Origin of the sequence: Streptomyces sp. NPDC050988, assembly GCF_044456225.1 — a bacterium.
Taxonomy (GTDB): domain Bacteria; phylum Actinomycetota; class Actinomycetes; order Streptomycetales; family Streptomycetaceae; genus Streptomyces.
The window spans coordinates 24106-37327 of record NZ_JBITFQ010000039.1 but is presented as its reverse complement, the minus strand read 5'-3'; the positions used below and the strand labels follow the sequence as shown (position 1 = coordinate 37327).

General features: G+C 69.5%; 11 protein-coding genes and 1 tRNA gene. 7 read left to right on the top strand and 5 right to left on the bottom strand.

Annotated features, from left to right (window positions below):
* Positions 1–42: 42 nt before the first annotated feature.
* Entirely contained in the window at positions 43–738 is a 696-nt protein-coding gene (locus ACIBEI_RS44150; protein ID WP_398896670.1) for a DUF461 domain-containing protein, read from the bottom strand.
* A 711-nt stretch (positions 739–1449) separates the two neighbouring features.
* Here ACIBEI_RS44150 and ACIBEI_RS44145 point away from each other — a divergent pair.
* The 6 genes from ACIBEI_RS44145 (at position 1450) to ACIBEI_RS44120 (ending at position 8233) form a co-directional block, all read left to right on the top strand.
* The gene (locus tag ACIBEI_RS44145; RefSeq protein ID WP_003953493.1) at positions 1450–1932 is read left to right on the top strand and encodes a CarD family transcriptional regulator; all 483 of its coding nucleotides are present in this window, start codon (positions 1450–1452) and stop codon (positions 1930–1932) included.
* Between the two features lie 344 nt (positions 1933–2276).
* Positions 2277–3029: a 2-C-methyl-D-erythritol 4-phosphate cytidylyltransferase gene (gene ispD / locus ACIBEI_RS44140; RefSeq protein ID WP_398896668.1), complete on the top strand. Its 753-nt coding sequence runs from the start codon at positions 2277–2279 to the stop codon at positions 3027–3029.
* Positions 3019–3558, top strand: a complete 540-nt coding sequence (gene ispF / locus ACIBEI_RS44135) for a 2-C-methyl-D-erythritol 2,4-cyclodiphosphate synthase (protein ID WP_398896666.1) — start codon at positions 3019–3021, stop codon at positions 3556–3558. The genes ispD and ispF overlap by 11 nt, the downstream gene beginning before the upstream one ends.
* Before the next feature lie 340 nt (positions 3559–3898).
* Positions 3899–5296: a cysteine--tRNA ligase gene (gene cysS / locus ACIBEI_RS44130; RefSeq protein ID WP_398896665.1), complete on the top strand. Its 1398-nt coding sequence runs from the start codon at positions 3899–3901 to the stop codon at positions 5294–5296.
* Positions 5297–5418: 122 nt separating this feature from the next.
* A complete protein-coding gene (gene rlmB / locus ACIBEI_RS44125; protein ID WP_362086809.1) occupies positions 5419–6375 on the top strand; it encodes a 23S rRNA (guanosine(2251)-2'-O)-methyltransferase RlmB in 957 nt (318 codons plus the stop codon).
* Between the two features lie 193 nt (positions 6376–6568).
* Entirely contained in the window at positions 6569–8233 is a 1665-nt protein-coding gene (locus ACIBEI_RS44120; protein WP_398896664.1) for a DoxX family membrane protein, read from the top strand.
* 157 nt (positions 8234–8390) lie between these two features.
* Here ACIBEI_RS44120 and ACIBEI_RS44115 read toward each other — a convergent pair whose 3' ends face one another.
* From ACIBEI_RS44115 to ACIBEI_RS44100, 4 genes are all read right to left on the bottom strand, one after another.
* Positions 8391–9122: a nucleotidyltransferase family protein gene (locus ACIBEI_RS44115; protein ID WP_143639575.1), complete on the bottom strand. Its 732-nt coding sequence runs from the start codon at positions 9120–9122 to the stop codon at positions 8391–8393.
* 132 nt (positions 9123–9254) lie between these two features.
* Positions 9255–9737 (bottom strand): hypothetical protein, encoded by a 483-nt coding sequence (locus ACIBEI_RS44110; RefSeq protein ID WP_269652150.1) that lies wholly within the window; start codon positions 9735–9737, stop codon positions 9255–9257.
* Positions 9738–9989: 252 nt separating this feature from the next.
* Entirely contained in the window at positions 9990–11126 is a 1137-nt protein-coding gene (locus tag ACIBEI_RS44105; protein ID WP_398896663.1) for an ABC transporter ATP-binding protein, read from the bottom strand.
* Between the two features lie 391 nt (positions 11127–11517).
* Positions 11518–12888 carry an RNA-guided endonuclease InsQ/TnpB family protein gene (locus ACIBEI_RS44100; RefSeq protein WP_398896661.1) on the bottom strand — a complete coding sequence of 457 codons (1371 nt, stop codon included), beginning with the start codon at positions 12886–12888 and terminating at the stop codon, positions 11518–11520.
* 204 nt (positions 12889–13092) lie between these two features.
* Here ACIBEI_RS44100 and ACIBEI_RS44095 point away from each other — a divergent pair.
* Positions 13093–13168 (top strand) — tRNA-Thr (locus tag ACIBEI_RS44095).
* Positions 13169–13222: the final 54 nt, after the last annotated feature.

Below are 13222 nucleotides of genomic sequence, written 5' to 3'. Positions count from 1 at the left end.
CCCTGTGGAGGGGGCCCGCCCTTTCGTCTTGTCGTGCCGGTGTCAGTGGCCCGCGGCCGACTCCGAAGCCGTGGCGCTCGACGAGGCGGCGGTGTCGGAGGGCTCGGAGCCCGCCTCGCCGGTCGCGCCCGACGCGGACCCGGACGGGGAGCCCGAGGGCGACCCGCTCGCCGAGCCGGACGGCGAGCCCGAGGCGGAGGGCTTCGAGGACGGCGTCGTCGGGATCTCGGTCGGGCCCCACTTGGAGAAGTAGCTCTCGGCGGGCACGACGAACGCCTTCAGCGTCACGTCACCGGTCTTGCTGAAGGTGAAGGTGACCGGCTGCGCGTCGCCGTCGTCGAAGGCCTCACGGCTGCTCTCCAGTACGGCGGAGGCGTTGCCCTTGCCGCCGAGGATCACCGAACCGCCGGCCGGGATGGTCAGCGCCCCCGAACCCTTGGCGGGCTTGATCGTGGCGGGCTTGGAGATGCCCTCCACGGCGATGGAGTCGAGCGTCTGGGCGGTTGGGCCCTCGTTGAAGAGGGTCGCGGAGACGACGGCGGGGCCGGTCGACTCCAGCTCGGGCTGGGTGACGACGACGGCACTCTGGATCTTGATGTCACCGACGCTGGTGGCGGCGTTGTCCGGCTTGATCTCCAGCGTCTGGGCCTTGTTGCCGGCACCGCACGCGGCGAGCGAGGCGACCGAGAACGCGATGGCGGCGGCGGCGAGTCCGCCGCGTCGAAGGCTGCTGCTCACGGCGGCGGCAACTCCTTGAACGTGGGCGAAGCAGAGCGGCTCCTGCATAAAGCCGCCCTAAGGGTCTGTCAGCGGCCTCAGGTTACCGAGCCGTTCCCGCGCCACCGCACCCGACCCGCCTCTAGCGGCCGGTGGGTGCGCTCCGGCCCGGTCAGCCTCCCTTGTCACTGGGCCCGTCACTGGCCGCTCAACACACTCGGCGGTTCCATTGGGCGCACATTGGTCTGCCATTCACATAAGAAGCATCGGTAAGCCCCCCGTCCGGCTCTTGCGGAAATCACGTAAGGAATGCATGGCGATCCCGGAAATCGATCTTCGGCCGATGCCCGGTTGATCTTCTGTAGATCTTCTGTCGATCTCGGCTCGGCTCTCGGGCCGATCTTCGACGCGCCTACGGCCGCCGTGATCAATTCCGGATTCCTCTCGTACGCGACTCCGCTCACCGAACGGAGTAGCGGAACGTGGGCTCTCGGAACCCGACAAATCTGGACGTTCAGGCACGTGAGCGGGGTCTCGGGGTGTTGTAACGTGCGCGTTTCCCTTCGCGTGGAGAGCCGCTCCGACCTGCGAATACCGTCCTCCGCTACCCCTCCGCAGCACGTTCATGTCGCGATTGTCAAGCCCCGAGATATGCCCTGACCTGCGAAAACGCCATTCAGAACACGCGGTTTCCGTGTTACCCTGGATAGCCACGGAAGGGGTACCTGTCACATGACGTTCAAGGTTGGCGACACCGTGGTCTATCCCCATCACGGGGCCGCGCTGATCGAGGCCATCGAAACTCGCCAGATCAAAGGCGTGGACAAGACCTACTTGGTGCTGAAGGTCGCCCAGGGCGACCTGACGGTGCGTGTGCCAGCGGACAATGCGGAGTTCGTCGGCGTGCGTGATGTGGTCGGTCAGGACGGACTGGACCGGGTCTTCGAGGTACTGCGCGCGCCGTATGCCGAGGAGCCCACGAACTGGTCGCGTCGTTACAAGGCAAATCTCGAGAAGCTCGCCTCCGGCGATGTCATCAAGGTCGCGGAAGTCGTCCGTGACCTGTGGCGTCGTGAGCGCGAGCGTGGACTCTCCGCCGGCGAGAAGCGCATGCTCGCCAAGGCCCGCCAGATCCTGGTGAGCGAGCTCGCCCTCGCGGAGAACACGAACGAGGACAAGGCCGAGGCACTGCTCGACGAGGTCCTCGCGTCCTGACGCCCGTCTGCGCTCTGATCGCTTTCTGACCAGAGGTGAAACGAGCGGTTCGGCGCAATGAAATGCCGCGGTGCCCGATGACGTATCCATTGTCGCCGGGCGCTGCGGCATGTTCGTACCCGGATACCTTGCTCTCGGTGCCCACGAACATTCATGCCGATCATTTCTCGGTGAACATTCACGGGACCGATACTTGGCGTGCCGGGCCCGGGCAGCGGCTCGACCGAATGTCACGGAAGGGTCCGGTCAAGGCGTCGCGCCCGGCACTCCCCCAACCTTCGGTCGGGGGTACCACGCCCAGGCCATACCCACGTCGGCCGAGCATACAAACCTGACAGGAACCGATGTCTGACGATTCGCGCCCTTCGTCTTCCGGGGCCCGTACGGCGGCCGTGATTCCGGCCGCCGGCCGGGGCGTACGCCTTGGTCCGGGCGCCCCCAAAGCGCTACGCGCGCTGAATGGCACACCCATGCTCATCCACGCGGTACGCGCCATGGCCGCGTCCCGTGCCGTCTCCCTCGTCGTCGTCGTGGCCCCGCCCGACGGAGCCGCCGAGGTGAAGACCCTGCTCGACGCGCACGCCCTGCCCGAGCGGACCGAGTTCCTCGTCGTACCCGGGGGAGACAGCCGGCAGGAGTCCGTACGGATAGGGCTCGACGCGCTGCCGCCCGGGATCGACATCGTGCTCGTGCACGACGCGGCGCGTCCGCTGGTGCCCGTCGACACGGTCGATGCCGTGATCGAGGCCGTACGGGAGGGGGCTCCCGCCGTCGTGCCCGCGCTGCCGCTCGCGGACACCGTCAAGCAGGTCGAGCCCGCGGGAGCACCCGGGGAGCCCGAGCCCGTGGTCGCCACGCCGGAGCGGGCGCGGCTTCGGGCCGTGCAGACTCCGCAGGGGTTCGACCGGGACACGCTCGTGCGTGCGCACGAGACCGTCACCGAGAACGTCACGGACGACGCGAGCATGGTCGAGCAGCTCGGGCTTCGGGTGGTCGTCGTGCCTGGGCACGAGGAGGCGTTCAAGGTGACGCGTCCCCTGGATCTGGTGCTGGCGGAGGCCGTTCTGGCACGGCGGAGGTTGAACGATGGCTTCTGAGAGGTCAGAGGGGTCTGAGGGGTCTGAGGGTTCGGGGGCTTCCGGGGGGCCCGTGCTGCCGCTCGTGGGGATCGGTACCGATATTCACGCCTTCGAGGAAGGGCGTGAGTTGTGGTGCGCGGGGTTGAAGTGGGAGGGGGAAGGGCCGGGGCTGGCCGGGCACTCCGACGCCGATGTCGTCGCGCATGCCGCCTGCAACGCGCTCTTCTCCGCGGCCGGGATGGGGGATCTCGGGCAGCACTTCGGTACGGGGCGGGCCGAGTGGGCCGGGGCTTCGGGGGTTGTGCTGTTGACGGAGGCGGCGCGGATCGTTCGCGCCGGGGGGTTCACCATCGGGAACGTGGCCGTCCAGGTCGTCGGTCCTCGCCCCAAGATCGGCAAGCGCCGTGACGAGGCGCAGAAGATCCTTTCCGAGGCCGTGGGGGCGCCGGTCTCGGTGTCCGGCGCGACCACGGACGGGCTCGGGTTTCCCGGGCGGGGCGAGGGGTTGATGGCGGTGGCCACGGCGTTGGTGGCGCGGGTGGGGTGAGGGGTTTTCTTCGCCCCTGCCGCCCCTACCCGTCCCGTCCCTGGGGGCTGCCGCCCCCAGACCCCCGCATCGCGCTGACGCGCTCGTCCTCAAACGCCGGACGGGCTGGAAGTAGGGGCGCAGCCCCGCCTTCCAGGGGCGCGGGGAACTGCGCGACCAGCCCCCACCGCCCCGCACCCGACAACGGGGTCCGGGGCGGAGCCCCGGAAGGATGGGACGGGTAAGGGCGGCGGGGGCGAGAAAAGGCCGGGTCGGCCGCCCGTGCAGCGGATGTCACGAATCGTGAGCCATGTGTCGGAAGGGTCTCGGGGCACTGGTCGTCGCCCACTACCCTGGAGGGGTGACTATTCGCCTGTACGACACCAGCGCCCGGCAGATCCGTGACTTCACCCCGATCACGCCGGGTTGTGTCTCGATCTACCTCTGTGGCGCCACCGTGCAGGCGGCCCCGCACATCGGGCACATCCGGTCCGGCCTCAACTTCGACATCATGCGCCGCTGGTTCGAGCACCGCGGCTACGACGTGACGTTCATCCGGAACGTCACCGACATCGACGACAAGATCATCTGGAAGGCCGCCGAGCAGAACAGGCCGTGGTGGTCGATCGGTTACGAGAACGAGCGGGCGTTCAACGACGGCTACACGGCCCTGGGCTGCCTCCCGCCGACGTACGAGCCGCGCGCGACGGGCCACATCACCGAGATGGTCGAGATGATGCGCACGCTCATCGAGCGCGGGCACGCGTACGAGGCCGAGGGGAACGTGTACTTCGACGTGCGCTCCCTGCCCGGCTATCTGTCGCTGTCCAACCAGGACCTGGACGAGCTGCGCCAGCCCGCCGGGGAGGGCGAGACCGGGAAGCGGGACCCGCGGGACTTCGCGATGTGGAAGGCCGTCAAGCCCGGCGAGCCGAGCTGGGAGACGCCGTGGGGCCGGGGCCGACCCGGCTGGCACCTGGAGTGCAGCGCCATGGCCCACAAGTACCTGGGCCCCGCATTCGACATCCACGGCGGCGGCATCGACCTGATCTTCCCGCACCACGAGAACGAGATCGCCCAGGCCAGGGGCTTCGGCGACGAGTTCGCGCACTACTGGGTGCACAACTCGTGGGTCACGATGAGCGGCGACAAGATGTCCAAGTCGCTCGGCAACTCCGTACTCGTCAGCGAGATGCTCAAGGCGTGGCGGCCCATCGTGCTGCGCTACTACCTCGGCACCCCGCACTACCGCTCCACCATCGAGTACAGCGAGGAAGCACTGCGCGAGGCCGAGTCCGCGTTCGCGCGGATCGAGGGCTTCGTGCAGCGGGTGGTGGAGAAGGCCGGAGCCGTCGAGCCCGCGGCCGAGGTCCCGCCGGCCTTCGCCGAGGCGATGGACGACGACCTGGGCGTCCCGGGGGCCCTCGCCGTCGTGCACACCACGGTCCGCCAGGGCAACAGCGCACTGGCCGCCGACGACAAGGAGGCCGCGGTCGCACGGCTCGCCGAGGTCCGCGCCATGCTCGGCGTCCTCGGACTCGACCCGCTCGACCCGCACTGGGCGGGCGAGAGCGACCGCGGCGAGGATCTGCACGGAGTCGTCGACACGCTCGTACGGCTGGTGCTGCAGCAGCGCGAGTCCGCCCGCACCCGCAAGGACTGGGCCACCGCCGACGCCATCCGTGACCAGCTCAACCAGTCCGGGCTCGTGATCGAGGACGGCCCCCAGGGACCCCGCTGGACGCTCGGCCCGCGCTGACCGTTTCCTTGATCGATTGTGCCGCTCGGGTGTCCGGGCGGCACACTCGTAGACGCACGACATTTCACAGACACGTACACCACGGACGTACGCACGTACGCCTTCACACAGACAGGTAGGTCATGGCCGCTAACAACCGCCGCATGTCCGGCAAGAAGGGCGCGCAGGTCGGCAGTGGCGGCCAGCGACGCCGGGGCCTGGAAGGCAAGGGCCCGACCCCGCCCGCCGAAGCGCGCAAGGGTCACAAGAAGAACCGCATTGCAGGCGCCGTCGCCAAGGCCAACGCGAAGCAGACCGTGCGCCGCCCGTCGCCGCGCGGCGGCCGGGGCGGCAAGGGCACGTCCGAGATGGTCGTCGGGCGCAACTCCGTCGTCGAGGCGCTGCGCGAGGGCGTCCCGGCGTCGATGCTCTACGTCCAGCAGTTCATCGACAACGACGAGCGGGTGCGCGAGGCGCTCCAGCTCGCCGCGGACCGCGGCGGCATCCACCTCATGGAGGCCCCGCGTCCCGAGCTGGACCGCATGACCAACGGCCTCAACCACCAGGGGCTCGTCCTCCAGGTCCCGCCGTACGAGTACGCGCACCCGGAGGACCTCGCGGCCGCCGCGTACGACGAGGGCGTGGACCCGCTGATCGTCGCGCTCGACGGGGTGACCGACCCGCGCAACCTCGGTGCCGTCGTCCGGTCCGTCTCCGCGTTCGGCGGTCACGGGGTCGTCGTGCCCGAGCGCCGGGCGGCCGGGATGACCGCCGGTGCGTGGAAGACGTCCGCGGGCGCCGCCGCCCGTACGCCGGTCGCCCGTGCGTCCAACCTGACGCGGGCCCTTGAGGCCTACAAGAAGGCCGGCCTCATCGTGGTCGGTCTTGCCGCGGACGGGGAGGCCGAGGTCGGTGACCTTGAGGCCCTCGGCGGGCCCGTTGTCATCGTCGTCGGCAGTGAGGGCAAGGGGCTCTCCCGACTCGTCGGTGAGACCTGTGACTTCAGGGTGCGGATCCCTATGCCGGGTGGCACGGAGTCGTTGAACGCGGGTGTGGCTGCGGGAGTTGTGCTGTACGAGGCTTCGCGGAAGCGGGCCTAGCCCGGGCTGAGCCCGGGCCTGGTGCGGGCTTGGGCGGCGCCGGGTTGTGGTGATCCGCGGGTGCGTGGGGGCTGGTCGCGCAGTTCCCCGCGCCCCTACGGGGCGCCCCCTGAGGGCCGGTGGTTGATCTTGACGGGGTCCGGACAGATCGGGCCGGTCAAAGCAGTGTCCTAAACACACGTCACTCGGTTAGATGAGTGTGGACACCAGAACACCCCGCACACCCACGGGGGACCGCTCGTTGGGATTCGACGACGCTCCCGCGCTGAGCATGGTGAAGGTGCCGAGCGATCCGGCGCAGGTCATCGTCAATCATGCGAGCTTCCGCGTGCAGCTGAACGCCGCCCCGCGGGCCCAGTCCCCGCGCGCCGCGCGGCACTTGAGCTCGGGCGAGGACACCGCGCGCATCCCCGTCGTCGGAACCACCGCAGGCACCCGCCGCCGCGCGCCCGTCGTCTGGAGCGGGAAGTCCGCCCCCGACGACACCGGCGCCACCCGGCTGTTGCAGGCGGTGCGGAGCACGAGTCTGCCGCACGGCGCCGAGGCGCCCGCCGGCGACGGCGGTGCGACCCAGGTCATCCCGCGCGTCGGCGAGGGCGGACCCCCCGGGTTCGACGTCGACGCCACCGTCGAGACACCGACCGTCCGCGGCCCCGAGACCCGCCTCCTGCCGCAGATGCGCAGCGCGGGCAGCGCGTACGAGGAGCTCGGCGAACGCCCGTACGCGGAGGGCGAGTTCGAGGACGACGACTCGTACGACGCCGGCGAGTACCGGGACGAGGACGGCGGCGCGCTCAAGCGGCACGGCGCCGCCCCCGTGCGCCACGGGTACTACCCCGGCCGCCGGATGAACCTCGGCGTCGTCCTGCTCCCGCTGCGCGTCTTCCTCGGCTTCATCTCCATCTACGCCGGCATGGGCAAGCTGTGCGACCCCGTCTACTTCGACGGCGGCAAGCGCGGCTCCATGGTCAAGTGGCTCAACTCCCTGCACCCCTGGGAACTCGCCGAGCCACTGCGCCAGTTCGCCCTCGAACACCCCGTCGGCGCCGGACTCCTCATCGCCTTCTTCCAGGTCATCGTCGGCGTCCTCACCGTGCTCGGCCTGTGGCAGCGGGTCGCCGCGGTCGTCGGCGCGCTGCTGTCGGCGGCGCTGCTCCTCACCGTCAGCTGGAAGTCCGTCCCCGCCTACGACGCACCGGACATCATCTACCTCGCCGCCTGGTCCCCGCTGATCATCGCGGGCGCCCCCGTCTACTCCATCGACGGCCGCCTCGCCGGCGAGGCCTGGCGCACGCTCGGACCGCGCGCCGACATCTGGGAACTGCGCAGCCGCGTCCTGCGCCGGGGCGCGCTCGTCACGACCATCGTCGTCGGACTCACCCTGCTCATCGGCTCGTTGCTCGGCGGCGCCGTCCGTGACGCCGACCGCGTGGTCGTCCCCGGACCCGGCGAGGCTCCGCGCAACGAACTGCCCGGCTCCCCGCTCCCGGAGGAGCCCGGCCAGCGCCGCCAGAAGGAGAGCCCCTCGGCGGCCAACTCGCCCACCCAGGGCGCCACTTCCGCGAGCCCCTCGGGTGCCGCGACCACACCGGGCGCGGCTCGCGAGACCGCGGGCGCCGGTGCCGGGCAGCCCAGCCAGACGCAGGGCTCCGGTCAGGCCCCGCCCCAGCAGTCGGCCCCGCCGCAGGCCCCCAGCACCAGCGCCGGTCCGTCCTCCTCGGGCGGCACCACCGGCGGTACGGGCTCGGGCGGCGGCTCGGGCAGTGGCGGCGGCTCCGGCTCCGGCGGGAGCACGGGCGGCGGCAGCGGCGGCTCCGGCTCCGGCGGCTCCGGACTCGTGGGCGGCCTGCTGGGCTGACCCGCCCGCCGACAGGGCGGCACGGCCAAGCCGGTACGGCGGCCCAGGACCGTACAGCCGGTACGGCGGCGCAGACCGTACGACGATGGGGCCCGCACCACTCAGGTGCCGGGCCCCATCGTCGTACATGCCGCTTCTGCGGGTCGGAACAAGTTGCTCAACGCCCCAGCGCCGCCAGCTCCTTGGCGGCCTCGGTGAGGTCCTTCGCGGTGTCGATGGCGCGCCAGTAGGCGCCCTGCGGGATCGGGTAGCCGGCCAGGCGGCGTTCGCGGGCCAGGCGGGGGAACGTGGACCGCTCGTGGTCGCCGAGGTCGGGCAGCAGGGCGGCGAATTCGGGGGAGAAGACGTACACACCCGCGTTGATGCCGTACGCGGTCGGCGGGGACTCGATGAAGTCCGTGATGTGGCCGAAGTCGTCGGTCTCGACGGCGCCCCACGGGATGCGGGGGCGGGCCAGCGCGAGGGTGGCCACCGCGTCGCGCTCGGTGTGGAAGTCCGCCATCTCACGCAGCGAGAAACGGGTCCAGATGTCGCCGTTCGTCGCATACCAGGGGCGGTCCGGGTGGGGCAGGTGCTTGGCGGCGAACTTGAGGCCGCCGCCGCGGCCCAGGGGCTCCGTCTCGACCACGGTGGTTACGGAGACGGGCAGTTCGGCCGAGTCCAGCCACTGCTGGAGCACCTCGGCGAGATGGCCGCACGAGACGACGACGTCGGTGACGCCCTCCTCGGCGAGCCAGGCCAGCTGGTGGCCGATGATCGGGGTCCCGGTGCCGGGAATCTCGACCATCGGCTTGGGACGGTCGTCGGTGTAGGGACGCAGCCGGGAGCCCTGGCCGCCGGCCAGGACGACGGCTTGAACGGGGCGCGACGCGGCGTTCGGATCGGTCATGACCCGAACTGTACGTGGCGCCCCGCGGGTTTTGCGGGTGGGCTTGTGCGGGGTGCGCGGGGTGGGGATCTGCGGGCCGGTGGGGGCTGGTCGCGCAGTTCCCCGCGCCCCTTACGGGGCCCCGTGCGGGGCTCAGGTGTGCTGGGCTGCCACGCCCGTGGCGAAGGATGTGTCGCAGACCGGGCGGGCGAACGACTGGGCTCGGGTCGGGCCGTAGGCGCGGACGGCGGCGCGGCCCAGGGCGCGGGCGATGGACGCGCAGTGCTTGGCGAGCGACGGACGGCCGTTCACCGCCTCCTGGAGGTGGGTGAGGGCCACGCCTGGGTTCTTCTCCTGGAGTTCGAGGAGGAGCTTGTCGCGCAGCACGTCCTGCGGGGCGCGGGACGGGGCGCGTCGGGAGACGTCCTCGGCGGATGCGGCGAGCACCGATGTCGAGGAGCTGTTTCCCGACCAGTTGACTCGGGTGACCGCGAGCGTCCCGGAGAGCACCAGGACGACGGGCAGAACGAGGGCGAGAGTACGGCCGATCCGGCGGGCCGGACCGCGGCCGTGCCGTGTCGGTCGGCCGGCGGGACCACGGCCGTGTCGCGTCGAGTGGTTAGTGGAGTGCTTCACGCGAGTGAGGGTAGCGCGGGGTGATGATTTGGCGACATTTAGTAATCAATTCGGGGGACGGGTAAACCGTCGTTTTCGAGTTTGATGTTGACGTACGGGTATCGAAATGCCTGTTCTGCCGGGGTATTTGTCGACAACGAAGAAGGCCCCGCAGCGGTCTGCGGGGCCTTCTTCGTCAACCTGGGTGAAATCTCCGTGGATCGGCCGGGTCGGACCCGGCCGACCCGGTCGTCAGCCGCCAGCCGCCAGCCGTCAGTCGGAGAGACGCTCGCCCGTGGACGTCGAGAACACGTGGGTCTCGCCCGGACGCGGCACGACGTGCAGGGTGGCGCCCTTCTCCGGGACCGCGCGGCCGCTGACGCGGACGACCAGGTCCTTGAGGTCGTCGCCGACCTTGGCGCTGCCGTAGACGTAGCCGTCGGCGCCGAGTTCCTCGACGACGTTCACCGTTACGGCGAGGCCCGCCGGGGCGTCCTCGGTGTCCTTCGACAGGGAGGAGGCGGCGGCGCCGTTGTGCTCGACGATGTCGAAGTGCTCCGGACGGACGCCGACGGTGACCGTGGTGTCACCCTTGTCGGCGGCGGTCTTGAGGGCCTCGCGGTTGACGGGCACCACGCTGTTGCCGAACTTCACGCCACCGTCGGTGATCGGGACCTCGACGAGGTTCATCGCCGGGGAGCCGATGAAGCCGGCGACGAAGAGGTTCGCCGGGCGGTCGTACATGTTGCGCGGCGAGTCGACCTGCTGGAGCAGACCGTCCTTCAGTACGGCCACGCGGTCGCCCATCGTCATGGCCTCGACCTGGTCGTGGGTGACGTACACGGTGGTGATGCCGAGGCGGCGCTGGAGCGACGCGATCTGTGTACGGGTCGAGACGCGGAGCTTGGCGTCGAGGTTCGACAGCGGCTCGTCCATGAGGAAGACCTGGGGCTCACGCACGATGGCGCGCCCCATCGCGACACGCTGGCGCTGACCACCGGAGAGGGCCTTCGGCTTGCGGGCCAGGTAGTCCGTGAGGTCGAGGATCTTCGCCGCATCCTCGACCTTCTGGCGGATCTCGGCCTTGTTGATGCCGGCGATCTTGAGCGCGAAGCCCATGTTGTCGGCGACCGTCATGTGCGGGTACAGCGCGTAGTTCTGGAACACCATGGCGATGTCCCGGTCCTTGGGCGGCAGGTGCGTGACGTCGCGGTCACCGATGTGGATCGAGCCGGCGTTGACGTCCTCGAGACCCGCGAGCATCCGCAGGGAGGTGGACTTTCCGCAGCCGGAGGGGCCGACGAGGACGAGGAACTCGCCATCCGCGACGTCGAGCTCGAGCTGGTCGACGGCGGGCTTGTCGCCACCCGGGTAAATGCGGGTCGCCTTGTTGAACGAGACAGTGGCCATGGGTCGTAGGCCCCCTTCACCGGCAGGAACGTGCCGGACGATCCGTTGTAAAGGTGGTGTGACCGCTACGGAACGGTCCGTAGTGGTGTAGTCCACATGAGCGGACTGGTTCAGGACGCTACCTCGCGTTCACACGTTCTGTCAGTACTCCGCGGGCGATGAAGTTCGAGGAAATTTTCGACAGGGTGAAGCCAGACCCTTCCGATTCTGATACTCGCCTCGGAATCAACCCGCGAGCCAGAGCAACGCACTTTTGACCTTGCCAGGGCTTCCCGCTTCACAGCCCGCTGCCGACGGACAACGGGCTACCCCGCCGTCACGTACGGTCTTACACAGGCTCCACCGGCATTCCGGCCGACGGCCCGTCGGTCCGTACCGCACACCGGCCCGACTACGCGGCCAGCAGACACTCCTCCAACTCCGAAGCCTTGATCACGGTCGGCGGTTTCCGGTCCGGAGGCAGTGCGGACGCAACCAGCCAGTACAGGCGCATCCCCTCATCCCGCAGATTCGCCGCCGCGTTCACGTCCCGGTCGTGCACCACACCGCACTCCGCACACGTCCACTCCCGGACGGAGACATCCAGCTTCGGGCCTTTCACGTGACAGGCCGAGCATCTGCGAGTGGAGGGGAAGAAGCGGTCGACGACCACCAATGTCCGGCCGTACCACTCGCTCTTGTACCGCAGCTGCCGCAACAGCTCACCCCGCCCGGCATCGATGATCGCCCGACTCAGCTTCGCCTTCCGCCGACGACCCTTGCCGCGAGCCGGACGCAACAGGGGCACGATGGACAGGTCCTCCACCACGAGCACTTGGTTCTCGCGCACGAGGCGGGTCGTGAACTGGTCCAGCATGTCCCTGCGTACGTCACCGATGAGGGCGTACAGCCGCCCGATCTTCTGCCTGGCCTTCTCCCGGTTCTTCGATCCCTTCACCTTCTTGTGCAGCTCCCGCTGCAACCGCGCCAACTTCTCCGCGTACCGCTTCAACAGCCGCGGATGATCCAGCTTCGTACCGTCATCCAGCGTCGCCAAGGACGCCAGCCCCAGGTCCAGCCCGACCGCCTTCGGCTCCCGCGAATCCGGGAGGAAGAGGGCAGGCAGGGCCGTCATACGCTCCTCCACGAGCACGGACACGAAATACCGACCGGCCCGGTCCCGTGTCACCGACAACCGGACCGGAACCGCCCCCGCAGGAAGCGCCCGGGACCAGCGGACGTCCAACGGCTCGGACTGCTTGGCAAGCGTGATCAGGCCCGTTCCCGGCCGCTCGGGATCCTCGACCCATCTGAACCCCGTACGCACATACGTCGCCGCATCCCGCGACCGCTGCTTCTTCCTCCGCTTCGGATACTTCGCCAACCCCTTGAAGAACCGCGTGAACGCCTGATCGAGATGCCGCAGGGCCTGCTGCAGCACCGTCGAGGACACCTCCTTGAGCCACGCCCTCTCCTCGGCCCGCTTCCAACCCGTCAGCGCCCGACACGTCTCCGCGAAACCCACGTTGACCCGGTGCTGCTCCCAGGCTCCCGACCGCAGGCTCAGCCCCTCGTTGTAGACCCACCGGCAGGCACCGAACGTCTTCCCCAACTGCTCGGCCTGCGCCTCCGTCGGATAGAAGCGGAACCGGTAGACGCGATGGTGGGCGCCGGTCTCCTTGGCATGGCTCTTGAGGGGAGTTGCCTTGCGGTCCTTGTGCTTGCGGCGGTCCTCGATGCCGAGCTCTTCATGCTTGATGCGCTTGGCCTGGACACCCTTCACCGCTTTCGGCTTCCCCGCCGACCCCTCCACGAGCCCCCCTCGGAGTCCGATATTCGGAACAGCACGTCAGTCCGTTCAACGAACGGGTGCGCGAGTGGTTACGCATCGGTTTCGAGGTCCCCTGCCAGGACAACTTCGTGGATCGGGGCTGTGGGGTCTGTGTACAGTGGAGCCGCCTTCGTGCACGGCGTTGTAGTGCGCGATGCCTCCTTAGCTCAGTCCGGCCCAGAGCGGCTGTCTTGTAAACAGCAGGTCGTCGGTTCGAATCCGACAGGGGGCTCCGAAAAGGCCAGGTCACATAGCCCGTGACCTGGCCTTTTGTGTTGTTCGGGGC

Bases quoted from the DNA above. Each gene is read 5' to 3' on its own strand.
- ACIBEI_RS44120 (WP_398896664.1), top strand. From the start codon at position 6,569: ATGAGTGTGGACACCAGAACACCCCGCACACCCACGGGGGACCGCTCG.
- ACIBEI_RS44115 (WP_143639575.1), bottom strand. From the start codon at position 9,122: ATGACCGATCCGAACGCCGCGTCGCGCCCCGTTCAAGCCGTCGTCCTG.
- rlmB (WP_362086809.1), top strand. From the start codon at position 5,419: ATGGCCGCTAACAACCGCCGCATGTCCGGCAAGAAGGGCGCGCAGGTC.
- ispF (WP_398896666.1), top strand. From the start codon at position 3,019: ATGGCTTCTGAGAGGTCAGAGGGGTCTGAGGGGTCTGAGGGTTCGGGG.
- ACIBEI_RS44105 (WP_398896663.1), bottom strand. From the start codon at position 11,126: ATGGCCACTGTCTCGTTCAACAAGGCGACCCGCATTTACCCGGGTGGC.
- ACIBEI_RS44145 (WP_003953493.1), top strand. From the start codon at position 1,450: ATGACGTTCAAGGTTGGCGACACCGTGGTCTATCCCCATCACGGGGCC.
- ispD (WP_398896668.1), top strand. From the start codon at position 2,277: ATGTCTGACGATTCGCGCCCTTCGTCTTCCGGGGCCCGTACGGCGGCC.